The sequence below is a fragment of the Plantactinospora sp. B5E13 genome (genome assembly GCF_039871775.1).
Classification (GTDB): Bacteria; Actinomycetota; Actinomycetes; order Mycobacteriales; family Micromonosporaceae; genus Plantactinospora.
In genome coordinates this window covers 1-14,936 of the sequence record NZ_JBDPLT010000015.1, presented here as the reverse complement: position 1 = coordinate 14,936, position 14,936 = coordinate 1, and the positions used below count along the sequence as shown (strand labels likewise).

Here is a 14,936-nt window from a genome sequence, read left to right as displayed (position 1 = left end):
CTGTCTGCGTCATGAAGGTGTGCCGGGGCCGCCGGATGGCGGTACGACAAGCCGACCGTACCCGGTTGCGCGGCCCCCCGATGCAACCGCTATCCTTGCTTCCGCTGCCACGCTTAGCGGGGCGGCACGCCCAGGCGGGTTGCCCGAGCGGCCAATGGGAGCGGACTGTAAATCCGTCGCGAAAGCTACAGAGGTTCGAATCCTCTACCCGCCACAAGGTGCGAAAACAGCCCTTGACCAGCCGAAACGCCGGTCAAGGGCTGTTCTCGTCTGTCCAGTCGTCAACGGTCCTGTCCGACCGTCAACGGGCATCCACGGAGAATGCGCGGAGAAATTTCCGGGGGCTCAGGCGGCGCTCTCGCCCTGGTCGTCGTCGGGGTTCAGCGCCTCCTCGATCCGGCGCCGGGCAAGCTCGTCCTGCCCGACGATGCACTTCGCGTAGGTCCGTAGCAGCACATCCACGCTGTGCCCCGCCCACTCGGCTACCTGGGTGGCTGGTACCCCGCCGTTGAGCCAGGTCGACACGGCTGCGTGTCGCAGGTCGTAGGGCACGCTGGCCAGCGGCGACGCTGCCTCGGCCGGGCTCAGCGCCCGGACCCGTGCCTTGTGCCAGACCCCGAGGTACGTCGATTCGCCGATGGTGCCGCCGCGCGGCCCCACGAACAGCCGGCCGTCCGGTGCCGTGCCGAACTCCTCCAGGTGCTCCCGCAGAAGCGTCACCAGCTCCGGATGCGCCGGGACCGGTCGCGTCTCCCGAGCGGCCCGGTGCTTGAGCCCGCGCCGTTCTCGTGACCGGCCGCTGTCCGTCCAGGCCGTTCCGGTGCGCGGCGCCGAACTGGTCAGCAACAGTTCGCCCCATCCCTCCTTTGGTAGCCGGGCAAGGTTCTCCCGCCGGATTTCCATCGCTTCTCCCGGCCGGGCGGCGGCGTAGTACATGCAGGCGAAGAATGCGACCAGGCGGTGCCCGATTGCCGACTGCTCCCGAATCGCTGTCAACAACGCCCGTGCCTGCCGGGGGTTGATCGCTGCCCGGCGCCGGTCGACCGTCTCCACCGCTTTTGGCGTCTTCCAGGTAATCCGGTCGATCGGATTCCCGGACAGGATGCCCAACTCCACCGCGTACGCCAGGGCGTTGTAGAAGACCGCTCGTTTTCGGGCGACCGTCTTCGGTGCCGCCGGGCGCCCGTCCAGTCGTAAGGCGAGTCGGTCGAGCGCCCGCCGGGTCAGTTCGGGACCGGTCGTCGGATCTTCCAGGTCGGCCAGCGCGACCGTGCTGCGTTGCAGCCACCGGATGGCGGCGGCGACATCGGCCGGCGGGTCGCCAGCCTGCCGGCGCGGTGCGACGAACGCCCATCCGTAGAGTGCCCGGCGCAGCGTGTCGGCGTCCGGCCGGCCGCGTTCCGTGCTGAGCAGTGCGGGTGTGACGGTGGCCAGCGTTTCCGCGATGCCGGTCCGTGACTTGGGTGCCGCCTCGGGCCACTTCATGTCGACGTACCGGCAGGCGTGCTCAAACCAGGGCTTGACCTGCTGTTCCCGCAGCATCGTTTCCGGCAGCCCGGTCGCGGCGTCGAACAGCCTTCCCCGTTGGGTCGCGGACAGCAGCTGCGCGCGGAACCCGTCGGCAAGCGCGCGGGTCCGGAAGGTCTTGTGATGCTCCCGGTCGGCGACGGTCCAGCGGACGGCGTACGTCTTGCCACGCTTCCCCTCTTGGACTCGCAGCGCCCAGATACGTACGTCGTGGGACAGGCGCCGGGCACCTCCGTCATAGGGGCGCCCGGCATCGACGCGGCGGCGGCTCACGCGGCCTCCTCAAGTCCGTCAAGCCAGGTGGCTAGGTCGGTACGGCGCACCCTGATCTCTCCGTTCGGGAGCTTGATGCAGCGGGGTGCCTTGCCGGTCTGTCGCCAGTAGTAGAAGGTCGACCGGCTCACCTTCAGTTCGCTGATCACTTCGGGGATGGTCAGAGACTCCTCAACTCGGCGCGGCGCCATCGAGCGATGTCCTCCGTTGTTCGTGGGGTGGTGCCAGAGCCCGTGAGAGGCACGGAGAGCGCCTTCCGGGTCGGCGGGGTGGTGAGCGCCGGTTGAAGGGGTGCAACCGGCAGGGAGCGTTTCGGCGAAGGTCATGCGCGGCGCCTGGTGACCCGTCGCCGGGGGATATCCGTACCATCCGTACCAAGCTCGTTTTGGCTGCTCAGGGCTGGTACGGATTGGTGCGCTGGTACGGATTGATGCGTACCGGGGACGTGCCCGCGTCGGGTTCGTGGGACGGATTGATCCGTACCGGCTGGGGCATCCGTACCGGGGGTGACCTCGGAAAACGACGTTGGTACGGATGGGACGGTTACCTCGGGGGCGGGTGTCTCGGGTTGCTCGGCGGGCGGTGCGGGGCAGTACCGGTTCCACGCGTCGGTGAACGCGTCGCGGGGGTAGCCCTTGGCCTGGCCGACGGGGAAGCGGATGGTGTCGGACTTGATGCCGAACTCCCTGAGGTGGTCGCCAAGTTTCTTGCCGGTGAGCCCGGCGGGTCCGCTGTCGGCCCACGGTGCTTCGGGGTCGCTGTTCAGGGCGGCGAGTAGTTCGCTGGTGGGGGCGGCCGGCGGGTCGCCGAGCACGGTGAACGCGGTGCGGATGTCGGCGAGTAGCCGGATGCGGGTGGAGACGTTGCCGGCGTCGTCGGCTTCAGCGGTGAGCGTGGTGACGGCGGTACGTGCGCGGGTCGGCCAGCTTCCGCCGGCGTGGTCGGCGACGGCTACCAGGGGTTCCCAGGTGTCGGCGGCGCGGTCTTCGACCGGCATGGCCGGTTCCGCGGATTCCAGCTCGGCGAGGTGGGCGCCGAGCCATTCGGCGAGTCGGGCGGCGATGCGGCGCAGCGTCGGGCTGTCGCGGCGGTGCCGGTAGGGGGCCACGGTTTCACCGGGAGCGCGGCGGCGCATCCGGACCACGACGGCGCGGTCTTCGATGGTGTCCGGCATGGCGCCGATCCCGGCAAGCGCCGCCATGGCGAAGGTCGGGATCTTCTCCAGCCGTTGGGTGGCGGCGTCCCACCGGATCGCGGGCCGGTTGCGCTGGTGACCGGCGTTCAACAGGCCACGTAGGTCTTCGTTCGCCTCTGCCTTGCCGTTGCCGAAGATGGTGTCGGCTTCGTCGACGAGCAGGGTCGGCGGGTTGTCGGTGCCGATCGCCCGGTAGACGGCGGCCGGTGACGCGTTGACGGTGATGAGCGGGTTGTGGCAGGTGCCTTCCACGATGTCGAGCAACCGCGACTTGCCGCACCGCTTCTCCGGTGCCCGGATGACGAGCCGGGGCGCGTGTGCCCACGCGGCCTGGGCGTGGGTGGCGGCGATCCACAACGTCACGGCGTCGACCGCCTCAGCGGACGGCAGGATGACGTACCGGGTCAGGCAGGCGTGAAGGTCATCGAGGATCGCGGCCCCGTCGATGCGGCGGCCGGGCAGGGTCGGTTGGTTCATGCGGCGACTCCTTCGTCTCGGAACCCGCCACAGATCGCGGCGCGGATGTCCCGGTCGGTTTGCTCGGCACGGCGGCCGGCGGCGGTGAGCGCGGCGATCGCGTCGGCCTGGTCGATGGCGTCGGCGGCGACCATCCGCGCGATGCCGCGCGCGGCGCCGTAGAGGGTGGTGCGGCGGCGGCCTTCGGGGGCGCTGGTGACCGCGTGCAGGTGCGCGGCGAGTAGCCGGTCAGGGTGGGAGATGCCCCGCCCCGGACGGGTGTCGACCGGGCCGACCGGGGCGGGTGCCGGCGGCGACGGTGGTTCGCACGCGTCGACCAGCGGCGGGGGCATCTCCTCCACCCGTCGACCCGGTACCCACCGGTACGGGCGGCCGGTGGACGGGTGCACCGACGGCGGGAGCACGACGTACCCGCCGTCGGCTTTGATGTCGATGCCGGGTCGGCCGGGCATCGGCCGGGACAGCACCGGCCGCCCGGGGTGCCGGTAGTACAGATGCCGGCCGCCGGAACCGGTCACGACGTGCGCGGTCGGTGGCAGCAACCCGGCGCGGATGAGCGCGGTCATGCTTTCGTCGCCACCGTGCCGGGGGTCGATGTCGACCACGACCAGACCGGACGGGCTACCGGCTCGCAGGGCGAGTTGTCCGCCGGGGACGGCGGCGACGATCGCGGCGATCCGGTCCGGGTCGGTGGTGGCGGCGTAGAAGCCGTGACAGGTCAGGCAGTCACAGGCGGCCGGGTCGTGGCTGTCGTCGGCGTCCCGGCAGGCCGGGCAGTTCGCCACGGGCCGTTTCGACCGGGCGAGCATGAAGACGGGCCAACCCTGGTCGGCGTACCGCAGCGCGGCGGCCAACAGGTCGAGCATGAGCGTTCCTCCTTCACCAGCTGGGGGATGGGAGTCGAGGCGACCGGCGATCGCGGCCGGGGTGTGCCGGGGGCAGCGCGGGCCGGTCAGGAACAGGCGCACCGAGTGCGCGTCGTGGCAGTACCGGCCCGCGTCGCCGATCCAGTGCCGGCACCGGGCGGTGAGGTTGCGGCCCACTGGTCACCACCGACGGGCCGGCGCCGGGCGGTTAGCGAGCGCCGCCCGGGTGACCAGGGCACGCAGGTCGGTCAGCATCGCGCCGAGCTGCCGGCGGGCGGCCGGCTCGGCGTCGACCAGGGCGACGCGGAGACGGATCTCGGCGTGCCCGGCGCCGCCGTCGGTGGCGACGCGGGTGAGTACCGCCCGGCCGTGGCCGGGCAGGTCGACCACGATTTCCTCGGACCGGTGTTCGGAGAGGTTGCAGCGGTGGTCACGGGCACACCAGTCGGTGTGCCGGGTCGGGCGGCGCTTCATCGGTTGCCGGCCTTGTACTCGGCCCGGAAGTAGTCGTAGACGCGGCGGCCGACCCGCACGCGGCGGCCGGTTCCGTCGCACCAGCGGCAGTCACGGTGCCGCCGGCCGGGCCGGTTGCGGCGGCCGGCGCAGTGCCGACAACGGCCGAACGGCGCGGCAGCGCACAGGATCAGGTACCACGCTGCGTAACCGGCGATGATCAGGCTAGCGAGCAGCACGATGGGGGTCATGGAATGCCTCCACGGGCGGTTTTCGGGTGCGGTGAGCTGAGCGCCGCTAGTGGCTAGGGCGCTGGCCAGGGAATGGGTGTGGCGCTAGCGGGGGTGCTAGGTCTAGCGGGGTGTGCCGCTAGACCTAGCATCCGCAGCGTGTCCGGCTTAGGCTGCTTCGTCCCGGCGGCGCTTGTTACGGTCCGCTACCGTGTCGGCGATGTCGGCCCGTTCGATGCCGCGCCGGTTGGCGCCCTTGCCGGTGGTCGGGTCGGTGCCCCACACCTGCCCGGTGGTGATGCCGTACGGCTTGAGCGCCGCCGTGAGTTGGTCTCGGGTCAGGTCGGCGTACAGGTCGGGCCGCAGCCCGGTCAGCCGGTCGAGAACCGTCTCCGTCCACACCTTCGGCTCGGTGACCGGTACGACGGACAGGATGTCGTCGAGCAGGGTGTCTCGGCGGGTGGCCGGTGTCTCGACGGTCTGCCCGGCCGCGTGGCCGGTCAGCGTGCCGGCCGCCTCACGGGCGGCGCGTGCCCGTTCGGTGATCTTCTCGGCGGTCGGGCCGTTGACGTAGAACGTCCGGACGATCTGCGCTTCGTCGGCGGTTCCGACCAGGTAGCCGACACCCTTGTCCTTCTTGGCGAACATGGTTGCCCGGATGCCGTTCTTGTAGGCGCTGGTGCCGAGAACCATGTCGTTCTCGGTCTGGCCCATCACCTTGAGACAGAACCGGGTACCGGCGTTCGCGGACACCCCGGTCGGCAGGCTCTTGGCGTCGGGCCGCTGAGTGGCCAGCAGCAGAATCACGCCGAGCGCCCGACCCAACTTGATGACCTTTTCGGCAAGTTCCCCGGCCTCCTTGCCGAATTCCGGATGGCTGAACAACTCCTGGATCTCGTCCAGGGCGACGACCAGCCAGTGCAGCCCCAGCGCCTTACGCCGTGCCAACTCCGGGGTGACCTTGTTGTCCGGGCACACCGTCTTCGGCAGGCCCTTGATGACGGCCGCCCGGCGCTGGCACTCCTTGCGCAGCTCCCGAAGCGCCAACAGGCCGGCTTCGGCGGTGTCGTCGTCCTGGCCGGACGCGTACCGGGCGGCAACCTTGGCCAGCGGGTCCAACCCGCCGGTGCCCTTGAAGTCGAACGCCCAAATCTCGGCGTACGGGTCGAGCGCGGCGGCCAGCAGTGGCACGGCGATCGCGCCGGTCTTGCCGTAGCCGGGGATCGAGCCGATCAGGACGTTGGTGTACGGCAGTTCGATCGTCACCGTCCGGCCGCGCGGGTCGGTGCCGAACGGCAGCGGCTTCGCCACGTCGAAACTGCCGGCCTTGGCCAGCGGCCATGGCTTGGCTGGTGCGGCGGCCATGTCCTGATCGCCGACCCACAGCACCAGCCGACCGGGGTGCACCTCCGGGCGCCCTTCCGGCCACACACAGCCGAGCGGACGGGACAGGCCAGAGGCGAGCCGTTCGCGTTCCTCGGCGATGTCGCCGGCCGTCACGCCCGGAGGCAGGTCGAGTTCGGCCCGCCACCCCGGACCGTCGCGGGTGATCGGTGCCGTGAACGCGATCGCCCGGTTGCCCTGCTTGCGCAACGCCTGGTTGATGCCGCTGTTGCCGAGCACCGACAGCGCCCGGATCACCACCTCGGAGGTGAGTCGCGCCACGCGCGGTACCACCACGGCGGTGTCCAACAGCGGCTTGTCGGCGGGGCGGCCGACAACGCCAAACAGGGCGGTCAGGGTGGCGAGGCTTGCCCACCGCACCCATTCCGGGGACAGCGCCGCCACGATGCCGGCCGCCACCGTGGCGACGGTCGCGGCGGTGGCGACGATGCCGCGCCACCGGACCCGCCGGTCACGCTGCCGGGACAGTTTCAGGTACTCCTCGGCGTTCTCCCGCCGTACGGTGGCTTGCCGCACCTGCTCGCCTTCCAGGTCGAACAGCCAACGGATACCGCCGGACAGCACCCGCCACACCCCGACCGGCGCCCGGAACGCGAGCCGGACGGCGTAGAGCGGCAGGCGGAGCAGGTGGTACGCGGTGACGTGCCCGGCGTGGCCGAATGCCCACCGCACCACGTCGCGCAGCTCGTCACGGGAGCGCAGCCACGCGGGCAGGACGGGCCGGCGCTGGCCGGCCCGCAACCCGGCCACACTGAACCGCGGCCCGCGCTGCGCCTTCGGCGAGTCGACCAGCAGCGGCCCACCGTCGTCGGTGTCGCCGAACCGGGCCGCGCGGACGGCGTCCAGGTCGACCACGTCGGCACCCTCGGACAGGTCACGCTCGGCGGCCTGCCAGTCGAACGGCTGTTCCTCGTTCGGGGGAGTCATGATGAGTGTTCCTCCGTCAGGGATGCATTTCTCGGGATGGGGGCCGGCGGCGCGGCAACGGTTTGCGAGGCCAGGGGCCGCGCCGCCGGGCGTAGCTAGTCGTGCGAGCGCACGAGGTGGGCGAGGGCAGCGCCCATGCCGAGTACCGCCACCGGCAGGCAGGCGACGGCGGTGGTGATCCACCAGGGGGCCGACTCGACCCCGGCGGCGACCAGCAGGTGGTAGGCGACCTGCCCGAGTGCGCCGACCAGCAGTGACGCGATGGCGGACCACTTGGCGAACCGGCGTGCCCGGTCCGGCACGCGGCCGGACAGCCACACGTAGAGCGCGTACGCGCCGTAGGTCTCGACACCGATCGGCAGGGTGATCGCGGTGTTGATGGAGAACCCGTCGGCGATGCCGGGCAGCGGGTGTACGACGCCGAACCCGGTGAGTCCGCCGAGTCCGACCCACCCGGACCAGATGGCGACGAACGCGGGAAGGGCGAGCAGGACCACCGGCCAGACCGCCGCTGGCCGGGCCGGCGCGGGTGGGGTGGGCGTGTCCGGGTGACTGACCGGCGTGACCTCGGTCGGCGGGTCGGCAGGGCTGATCTCTGGTGCGGGTGCCGGGTCCGGCTCCACCGGCGGCGCGGGTTCGGGTGCGGCCGGTGCCGGCACCGGGTCCACGTCGACCGGCACGGCGATGTCGGGAGCCATCTCGGCGGATGCGGCCTTGAGACGGCTGAGCAGTTCGTCCGCCTTCGGTGCGCCGATGCGGAACTCCCGCATCAACCGGTTCCGCGACGGGAACGCCTGCCCCTCGGGCAGATCCAGCCTCCGGGCCGCCGGCAACAGGTCTTCGATCGGTTGCGGGTAACGGGTCCCGTTGATGGTCGGGGCGGTCATGCTGCTACCTCCTCTGGGTAGGCACAGGCGATGCACTCGCCGAGCGAGCGCGGAATGGAGTAGGGCCGGACCAGCAGGCAGGTCGGGCAGGTCCGGTGTGCAGCCAGAGCGGCGGCGCGATGTTGCGCGGCGCAGACGCGCGACATCAGGCCACGCGGTACGAGTCGGTACGGGAGGCCAGGTCGGCGGCGGTGCGGGTGACGCGGGCTTCGGCCCGGCGCACTCGGCGCCAGTCGAGTTCCGACGGCCCGCCGTGGTCGTCGGCGTAGATGAGGGTGATTTCGGCGTCCAACAGGTCCAGCTCAGCCGCGATCAGCGGCCATTCCGCCTCGATGGCGGCCAGGTCGGCGGCGGACGGTTCGGTGTTGACCGGGGCAAGACGCTTCCGCACAGGAAACCTCCGGTAGTCGATGAGGGGGAAGCCGGTGGTGGGCGGGGGACAGTCCAGACCACCGACGAGCAGGGGGGATGTGCACGGACCTATGCCGTGCGTGGCGACCTTTTCGGGGAGGTGCGGCCCCATGCAGTTGTCAGGGAACGACCAGGCACGGCGGCTCGTAGGCGCGCAGCAGCGAACTGCCGCCTTCCCCGGCTGCCACCGGCTGGCTTGTCGTACCTGGCTAGTCAGGTGCGACGTGATCGACAGTAGGGGTGCCTGGCTAGTCAGGTCAAGCGAAGATCGGAAACTTCCCTAACTTGGCTAGTCAGCGCTACCGTGAGCGGGTGAGCGAGAACCTTGACTTCCTCGGCCAGTTGGACCCCGACGATCCGAAACAGGCGTCGCACCAGATCGCGAACAAGCTGCGGGCAGCCATCCTTACGCGGCGGCTCGCACCGGGCGACAAGCTCCCATCGCAACCTGACCTCGCAACCCGCTACGGCGTCGCGCGGGAGACAGTCAAGCGAGCCCTTGACCTGCTCAGGGCTGAGCGGCTGATTGTCTCCCGGCAGGGCAGCGGCGCGTTCGTCCGAGCACAGACACAGCGACCCGTCGAGTTGCGTCCGCACATCGAAGCCGCGTTCGAGCGGCCCCACGTAGCCATCGACTTCGCGGGCTTCTCCGGAGAGACGCTGCGCGACGCACTTTCCGAAGCGCTGGACAAAGTACGGGTCGGGCGGCTCGCGCCCGAGACGATCGCCGTCCGAGTCCTGATCTCCGACATGACCGTGCCGATGGCGCTGCCCTCACGTGCTGAGACACAGTCCGACGACCCCGCCGTACGCGAGCGCGCCGAGCGGATCACTCGGCGGGCGGCGGACGGGATCATCGACCAGGTGACGGAGCTGGGTGACCTCGGCCTGATTCGGTCGACCACCGTAGAGGTACGGATGCACCGGGCATCGCCGCTGTTCAAGCTCTACATCCTGAACGGCGAAGAGGTGTTCTACGGCTTCTACCCGGTCGTAGAGCGCACCGTCTCCATCAAGGGTGAGCCCATGGCGATCTACGACCTAATGGGCAAGGACGTACCGCTGTTCCACTACGCGGTGACCGACGATGACGCCTCGCACGGCACGCAGTTCGTGGAGGCATCTCGCCAGTGGTTCGACTCGGTGTGGTCGACCATCGCCTACCGGTACGACGGATGACCGCCGACCTCGGCCGGCTCTTTGCCCCCGGCGGGCCGGTGTTGCTCGACTTCGACGGGCCGGTGTGCAGCATCTTCGCGGGCTACCCCGCACCGCAGATCGCGGCCGAGCTGGTCGACGTGCTTCGGCGCCAGGGCGTCGAGATGCCGGCGCACCTCGCGAGCGAGCGTGACCCCCTGGAGGTGCTGCGCTGGATCGGTTCGACCGGCGACCAGGAGGCCACGAAGTCGGTGGAGGAAGCACTTTGCGCGGCTGAGCGGCAGGCCGCCTCCACCGCCACACCCACGCCCTACGCGCGGGAGGTCATCGTGTCTGCCCGGCAGGCTGGTTCGCCGGTCGCGGTGGTGAGCAACAACTCTGCCGGTGCGGTGGGCGCCTACCTGGCAGCGCACCGGCTCGCCGGGCACGTCTCGCCGATCATCGGACGGGCGTACGCCGAGCCGGGGCGCATGAAGCCCAACCCGGAACCCATCCTGCGTGCCGTGCACGCACTCAACGCGGAGCCGCGGACTTGCGTGCTGGTGGGCGACTCGCTGTCCGACATTGAAGGCGCCCAGGCGGCCGGGGTGCTGGTCGTCGGGTATGCGAATCGGCCGTGGAAAGAGGAAGCCTTCCGTGAGGCCGGGGCGGATGGGCTGGTTACCAGCATGCGGGGGATAGCGGATGTGCTCTTGGATCGGTTGGAGTGATCGACTCAGCATGTCCGGAAGCGGTTTTTTTTTTACTCGGCTGTCCGCCGATTCTTGATCCACTCTTCAACGTCACGCTTCAACCACACGTGCCCCATCTTCAACTTCTGAACCGGGGCGGGGAAGTCGCGGTGGCTGGTGATCACGTGCACCCGCTGTCGGGACAGGTTTCCGCCCAACATGTCGCGGATCTCGGCGACCCCCACCAACTCCTCCACATGATCGACGCTAAGCAACGGCGGTTGCTGTTGACGTCGACAACTACGACGTCAACACTTAGGGGATGAGCTTCCCGAATCAGTCCCCGATCTTTGACCGCCCGACTCCGTACCGACTCAAGCCACACCAGCCGCGCCGGCCCCTCTGGGAGTGCCAGGGCTGCCCCGGGCAGCCCTGGCCGTGTGGCAACGCGCGGTTGCTCCTGAAAGCCGAGTTCGAAGGCGCGCCGGTCGGCCTGGCCATCTACATGGCGGCGCAGTTGATGTCGGCCATGCAAGACCTCTACAAGCTGACCCCACAACCGGAACCGGATCCGAGGATGCTGTTCCAGCGGTTCGTGGCTTGGACGGCGCGGGAACCGCTTGCCTAAGCTTCCCTCGGCATTGGCCCTGACCTCGGCCGGCCGTGTACAGGTTACTGTAGTGCCTCCTGGCAGATGCAAAGAAGGCGTGACCGGCCGGAGCGCATCTTGCGCGCTGTGCATGCGCTCAACGCCGTAACGCGAAACTGCGTGGTATTGGGCGACTCTTAGTCAGACATCGAAGGGGCGCAGTTGGCTCGCGTCCCGGTGGTCGGTTATGCCGGCTCACTCCTAGCCCGCCATCGTGCCGACTTTCAGGTTCCTGGCTCAACAACGTGGCCCTGCGCACGATACTTCATCTCATGCACAGTCAGAGCAGTTGCGCCATGAAAGCGGGGTCAGTGCCAAGTCGAGCCGTTCGGTTCAGACGCCTTTGAGCGCCGGAACAGGGACACCCATGATCGGGTCGACAGGATCGAGCGAGCGGGAGCTCATAGAGTTATTACTCCGGGATGTCCTTCTGTTCGCCAACCAATTTTCCATAGGGTTTTTGGGGTAATTGACTCGGTTGCGGCGACAACGACGTTTAATGGTAGCTCGATGTTTCCCATCTCTTCGAGTATTTGGGTGGAAACTTTCGCGACTCGACGGACGGCTGTGGGCACAGGGCTCGCGCCGAACAGTACTAGTTGCCCATGTGCTGGAGCGTCCACGATAAGGAACGTGACCGGAGCAAATGGTGCTCGCAATTCTTTTTTGGCCTGCGCTCTTACCTTCAGGCCCCAGACGATGGCGTCGTGGATCTGATGCCGTATGTTCGCTGGGCGGCTTGGCAAGTGCTTGATGTCGATAATCATATTGGGAACTGTCCTGAGTCGCGACGTAAGGACTGCGTCGGCGAAGGAGTCGCCCAGCCTCACGTCTGGCGTGACGTCGACGTCTGGCCCATAGGCGGCTGCGAGAGCGTTCATAACGTGCATGACGCTGGATTTGGTTATTTCTTGTAGACGCTCACCGCTTAAATAATTCCTAATGTTGGCTGTCGGTACAGGTGTGTCAGCCTGGATCTCCTCTGTCGCCTCCTCGTTTGCCAAGTGAACACTTCCTGTGCTCATAGGGGAATCAGTCGCTTCCTCGGAGTCAGGCACAAGGGATTCGGCTGCCTCCTCTTCGCGTCTCTTCTGCGCTATCTCCGGATTTTCTTGGTGTTCACGGAGTAGCAATAGTGTTTCCTGATAGGCCTTTTCTCGATCTGTCTCGAGTTTTGCAAGTTCTGCGAGCTCGCGACTGTCGGTTCGACTCTGTTGCTTCTTCCAAGCAACTGCACCCCAGATTATTAACGCGAGGCCGATGGCGGTTAAAGCACTGGAGACATAGGGCCAGGAGCGTAGCAAAAGAATCATTTGCTCTTGTTGTAATTGGATAGCAGACCTCGACCCGGGCGGCAATGCCTGTAGTTCAGCCTGGGTGGTTTTCAATACACTCTGACTGCGCAGAAGCAGCACCGGAAGTCCCACGCCGACTCCGACGGCGAGTCCTCCCACGCTAACTAAAAACTTGTGGAAGTCCGTGTACTGGAGGGTGGGGAACACTGCGCTACTGTACGCGACCCTCGCAACGCCGAGAAGCAATCGATAGTGGGGCGGGGTGATGGGGTGATGCTATATGACCTACCCCAGGCCGGTATGCGTGGACATGTGGTGAATCATCCGGAGGTTGAGGAGGCATGTGTGACCGGGATCGTGGGTGGACAGGATCCGGATGATGGAAAGCCGACGAACATGGTCTAAGCGGTGTGAGTTATATTGGAATGAGAGACCCATACTTATTGGCCAAAATCAGGTTAGTTCCTTGATTCTCGCCTCTCCTAGATTGACTAAGTAGTCGGCGGACAACGTGGTCATTGCCGTCGCAGCGAATAGCACTAAGCTTAAGGATACTGCCCATTCTCGATCGTTTTGATCGGCAAGCCCGACTGCCAAAGTGACAGTAAACATGCCGAAAATGGCGGTAGTTGCCTTTCCGATAGTTTTGGCGGCAGCTAGGGTTCGATGACATAGTCGGCGGGTCATCAACTCGCGCTGCATTGCGCATAGCGCGGCCGACGCCAGCATGAATCCGGTTAGGGGAAGCAAAAGGGAACTTACTCCATTGAGCACTGTCTTGTTTCCAAGGTTAGACCATGGGCCGGCAACGATGGCCGCAAGTCCTGCTAGGAAGAATGAGCCGGATATTCGTGTGAAGACGTGAAGGCTCTCCGGAAATAGCTTTCTCGTAGCGGCCGCCTGGAGGCGAGCGATCCCTTCCCCGACGCTGGAGGCATATTCACCGCAAGCGTCGAATCGCTCTGAGATGCCGATGATATCCGCGCGCAATGCTCTATGCTCCTCCTCGGTCTGCGTTTGCAAATTAGGATTTGCGAGCGAATCAACGTGGCGCACAAGTCTCCTACCGAACTCGCGAACCGAGATGCCCTCGTCCGCTTGAGAAGGCGACTCTACGCCGACGGGAGTTGCTGTTGCTGGCTCATACAAGATTGCTTGGTTCACGCCTCTCGACCTAGCGCCCGGAACGATGAATGCTAGGTTTGTGATTACTACGGTGATCCAGGATCGGAATATTGAAAAGGAGCTTCGCGAGCCCGTTTCTTCCAGGTATTTATCAAGACATATCAACTTCATCATGAGGGCGAGCTCATGTTTTCCGTCATCGAGTAGGAAATCTTCGTCTATATCCCTAGTCTCAAGTTCGTGTCCCACGTTGAGTAAAACGCGACGCGCCTCCTCGTGCGAGATTGTCGGCGAATGCCATGCAAGTTCGCGTGCTCGCGATATTTTTTCCTCGTCTCGGAACTCCTGTCTAAGTTGGTTTATTCGGTTGCGTGTCGAACGCCAGGCTGCCCCGAACCTCGTCAATACAGAGGCGGCTCGGTCCATGAGTAGATACCTCCTTGACGATCATGTAGATTTTGTGCGGGGGTCATTGCTTTAGTGCTCATTTAGCGTGGCTGTTAAATTAGTTTCTGCTTCCAGGGACTCGCTGACCAAGCTGATTTTTCAGCATGGGAGGGGTGTTCGCCAGTATCGGTGCCGTAGTGTCGGACCTTTGGCACAAGTATTGATCTCCGCAAGGTGATGGGTGGCGACGGTTGTAGCGTGCAACGTGCGCGTTTGGCCCCCCAGCGAGGACGGCCGGACGGAGTCAAGGTGCGGGCTAGTTCTGAGCGTGTTGTTTCGAGGCGACGGCGTTGCTGGTCTGGGACGGCGCGGTGTGCCACCGAGGATGGCCACGGGGCTGGCCGATCACCAGCAGGGGCAGGTGACGCCGTGCCTCGCGGCTTAAGGCCCAGGTGGAGACGCCTCGGAGGATGTGCGGAGAGGTCGCCCGCAGGCAGGGGAAAACCCCTGCTCGAAGCCGGTCTCATGCCCGCACTGTAAATCCGTCGCGAAAGCTACAGAGGTTCGAATCCTCTACCCGCCACCAGGGAACGACAAGGCCTCTGACCTGCGGAAACGCAGGTTGGGGGCCTTTGTCGTCTCCTGCTGCTGTTGGCCGCGAGTGCCTCCGGTTTACTGGCTGATCGGGCACGCAACGGGCACGTAAGCGAGTGAGGTCCGCAGAAGCGCCGGCACGGTCGGGAGGCACGGTTTGACTGTCAGTGCAGCTCACTCTGCCGCGTTCAGGAGCGAGGCTCCTGCTGCCGGGCGTGTCTGGACGCTCCTACTGCTCTGTTTCGTAAATAGCTATCCGTTTAGTAGGCTGTGCGTGTGACGCGTGCTGCCGCACCGCTGGTGCTCGAAACCGGTCAACGGGAACTGCTGGAGTCTCTTGCCAAGTCGCGTACGGTCGAGCATCGGCTGGTGCAGCGGGCGCAGGTGCTGCTGCGCGCCGCGGACGG

At 66.7% G+C, this 14,936-nt stretch carries 15 protein-coding genes and 1 tRNA gene; 4 read left to right on the top strand and 12 right to left on the bottom strand.

Going from position 1 to position 14,936, the window contains the following annotated elements; translation table 11 throughout:
* Positions 1-133: 133 nt before the first annotated feature.
* Positions 134-214, top strand: a tRNA-Tyr gene (locus tag ABGB05_RS15885).
* A 131-nt stretch (positions 215-345) separates the two neighbouring features.
* Here the strand turns inward: ABGB05_RS15885 and ABGB05_RS15880 are convergent.
* The 9 genes from ABGB05_RS15880 to ABGB05_RS15840 all read right to left on the bottom strand — a co-directional run bounded on the left by ABGB05_RS15880 (position 346) and on the right by ABGB05_RS15840 (position 8,630).
* Positions 346-1,800: a tyrosine-type recombinase/integrase gene (locus ABGB05_RS15880; protein ID WP_347654168.1), complete on the bottom strand. Its 1,455-nt coding sequence runs from the start codon at positions 1,798-1,800 to the stop codon at positions 346-348.
* Entirely contained in the window at positions 1,797-1,991 is a 195-nt protein-coding gene (locus ABGB05_RS15875; RefSeq protein ID WP_347654167.1) for a helix-turn-helix domain-containing protein, read from the bottom strand. The genes ABGB05_RS15880 and ABGB05_RS15875 overlap by 4 nt, the downstream gene beginning before the upstream one ends.
* 131 nt (positions 1,992-2,122) lie before the next feature.
* Positions 2,123-3,472, bottom strand: a complete 1,350-nt coding sequence (locus tag ABGB05_RS15870; protein ID WP_347654166.1) for a DUF3631 domain-containing protein — start codon at positions 3,470-3,472, stop codon at positions 2,123-2,125.
* Positions 3,469-4,338: a bifunctional DNA primase/polymerase gene (locus ABGB05_RS15865; RefSeq protein WP_347654295.1), complete on the bottom strand. Its 870-nt coding sequence runs from the start codon at positions 4,336-4,338 to the stop codon at positions 3,469-3,471. Before ABGB05_RS15865 ends, ABGB05_RS15870 begins: the two co-directional genes overlap by 4 nt.
* A 180-nt stretch (positions 4,339-4,518) precedes the next feature.
* On the bottom strand, positions 4,519-4,812 hold the full coding sequence (locus ABGB05_RS15860) for a hypothetical protein (RefSeq protein WP_347654165.1): 294 nt from the start codon (positions 4,810-4,812) through the stop codon (positions 4,519-4,521).
* On the bottom strand, positions 4,809-5,042 hold the full coding sequence (locus tag ABGB05_RS15855; RefSeq protein WP_347654164.1) for a hypothetical protein: 234 nt from the start codon (positions 5,040-5,042) through the stop codon (positions 4,809-4,811). The genes ABGB05_RS15860 and ABGB05_RS15855 overlap by 4 nt, the downstream gene beginning before the upstream one ends.
* Before the next feature lie 147 nt (positions 5,043-5,189).
* On the bottom strand, positions 5,190-7,352 hold the full coding sequence (locus tag ABGB05_RS15850; RefSeq protein ID WP_347654163.1) for a cell division protein FtsK: 2,163 nt from the start codon (positions 7,350-7,352) through the stop codon (positions 5,190-5,192).
* A gap of 95 nt (positions 7,353-7,447) precedes the next feature.
* Positions 7,448-8,239, bottom strand: coding sequence for an ABC transporter permease (locus ABGB05_RS15845; protein ID WP_347654162.1), 792 nt, complete (start codon positions 8,237-8,239; stop codon positions 7,448-7,450).
* Between the two features lie 145 nt (positions 8,240-8,384).
* Complete coding sequence (locus ABGB05_RS15840) at positions 8,385-8,630, bottom strand: DUF6284 family protein (protein ID WP_347654161.1); 246 nt, start codon at positions 8,628-8,630, stop codon at positions 8,385-8,387.
* Positions 8,631-8,962: 332 nt separating this feature from the next.
* Here ABGB05_RS15840 and ABGB05_RS15835 point away from each other — a divergent pair, with 332 nt between their 5' ends.
* Both ABGB05_RS15835 and ABGB05_RS15830 read left to right on the top strand, forming a co-directional pair.
* Entirely contained in the window at positions 8,963-9,829 is an 867-nt protein-coding gene (locus ABGB05_RS15835; protein WP_347654160.1) for a winged helix-turn-helix domain-containing protein, read from the top strand.
* A complete protein-coding gene (locus ABGB05_RS15830; protein WP_347654159.1) occupies positions 9,826-10,518 on the top strand; it encodes an HAD family hydrolase in 693 nt (230 codons plus the stop codon). The genes ABGB05_RS15835 and ABGB05_RS15830 overlap by 4 nt, the downstream gene beginning before the upstream one ends.
* A 32-nt stretch (positions 10,519-10,550) precedes the next feature.
* On the opposite strand, the gene ABGB05_RS15825 is transcribed toward ABGB05_RS15830, so the two are convergent.
* Positions 10,551-10,736, bottom strand: coding sequence for a hypothetical protein (locus tag ABGB05_RS15825; protein WP_347654304.1), 186 nt, complete (start codon positions 10,734-10,736; stop codon positions 10,551-10,553).
* Positions 10,737-10,933: 197 nt separating this feature from the next.
* Here ABGB05_RS15825 and ABGB05_RS15820 point away from each other — a divergent pair, with 197 nt between their 5' ends.
* Positions 10,934-11,107 carry a hypothetical protein gene (locus ABGB05_RS15820; RefSeq protein WP_347654158.1) on the top strand — a complete coding sequence of 58 codons (174 nt, stop codon included), beginning with the start codon at positions 10,934-10,936 and terminating at the stop codon, positions 11,105-11,107.
* 422 nt (positions 11,108-11,529) lie between these two features.
* Here the strand turns inward: ABGB05_RS15820 and ABGB05_RS15815 are convergent, their stop codons facing one another.
* Both ABGB05_RS15815 and ABGB05_RS15810 read right to left on the bottom strand, forming a co-directional pair.
* Positions 11,530-12,630 (bottom strand): hypothetical protein, encoded by a 1,101-nt coding sequence (locus ABGB05_RS15815; protein ID WP_347654157.1) that lies wholly within the window; start codon positions 12,628-12,630, stop codon positions 11,530-11,532.
* A 246-nt stretch (positions 12,631-12,876) separates the two neighbouring features.
* Positions 12,877-13,974, bottom strand: coding sequence for a hypothetical protein (locus ABGB05_RS15810; protein ID WP_347654156.1), 1,098 nt, complete (start codon positions 13,972-13,974; stop codon positions 12,877-12,879).
* Positions 13,975-14,936: the final 962 nt, after the last annotated feature.

Coding starts and splice junctions, on each gene's coding strand:
- ABGB05_RS15875 (WP_347654167.1), bottom strand. CDS start 1,991: ATGGCGCCGCGCCGAGTTGAGGAGTCTCTGACCATCCCCGAAGTGATC.
- ABGB05_RS15870 (WP_347654166.1), bottom strand. CDS start 3,472: ATGAACCAACCGACCCTGCCCGGCCGCCGCATCGACGGGGCCGCGATC.
- ABGB05_RS15865 (WP_347654295.1), bottom strand. CDS start 4,338: ATGCTCGACCTGTTGGCCGCCGCGCTGCGGTACGCCGACCAGGGTTGG.
- ABGB05_RS15860 (WP_347654165.1), bottom strand. CDS start 4,812: ATGAAGCGCCGCCCGACCCGGCACACCGACTGGTGTGCCCGTGACCAC.
- ABGB05_RS15855 (WP_347654164.1), bottom strand. CDS start 5,042: ATGACCCCCATCGTGCTGCTCGCTAGCCTGATCATCGCCGGTTACGCA.
- ABGB05_RS15850 (WP_347654163.1), bottom strand. CDS start 7,352: ATGACTCCCCCGAACGAGGAACAGCCGTTCGACTGGCAGGCCGCCGAG.
- ABGB05_RS15845 (WP_347654162.1), bottom strand. CDS start 8,239: ATGACCGCCCCGACCATCAACGGGACCCGTTACCCGCAACCGATCGAA.
- ABGB05_RS15830 (WP_347654159.1), top strand. CDS start 9,826: ATGACCGCCGACCTCGGCCGGCTCTTTGCCCCCGGCGGGCCGGTGTTG.
- ABGB05_RS15810 (WP_347654156.1), bottom strand. CDS start 13,974: ATGGACCGAGCCGCCTCTGTATTGACGAGGTTCGGGGCAGCCTGGCGT.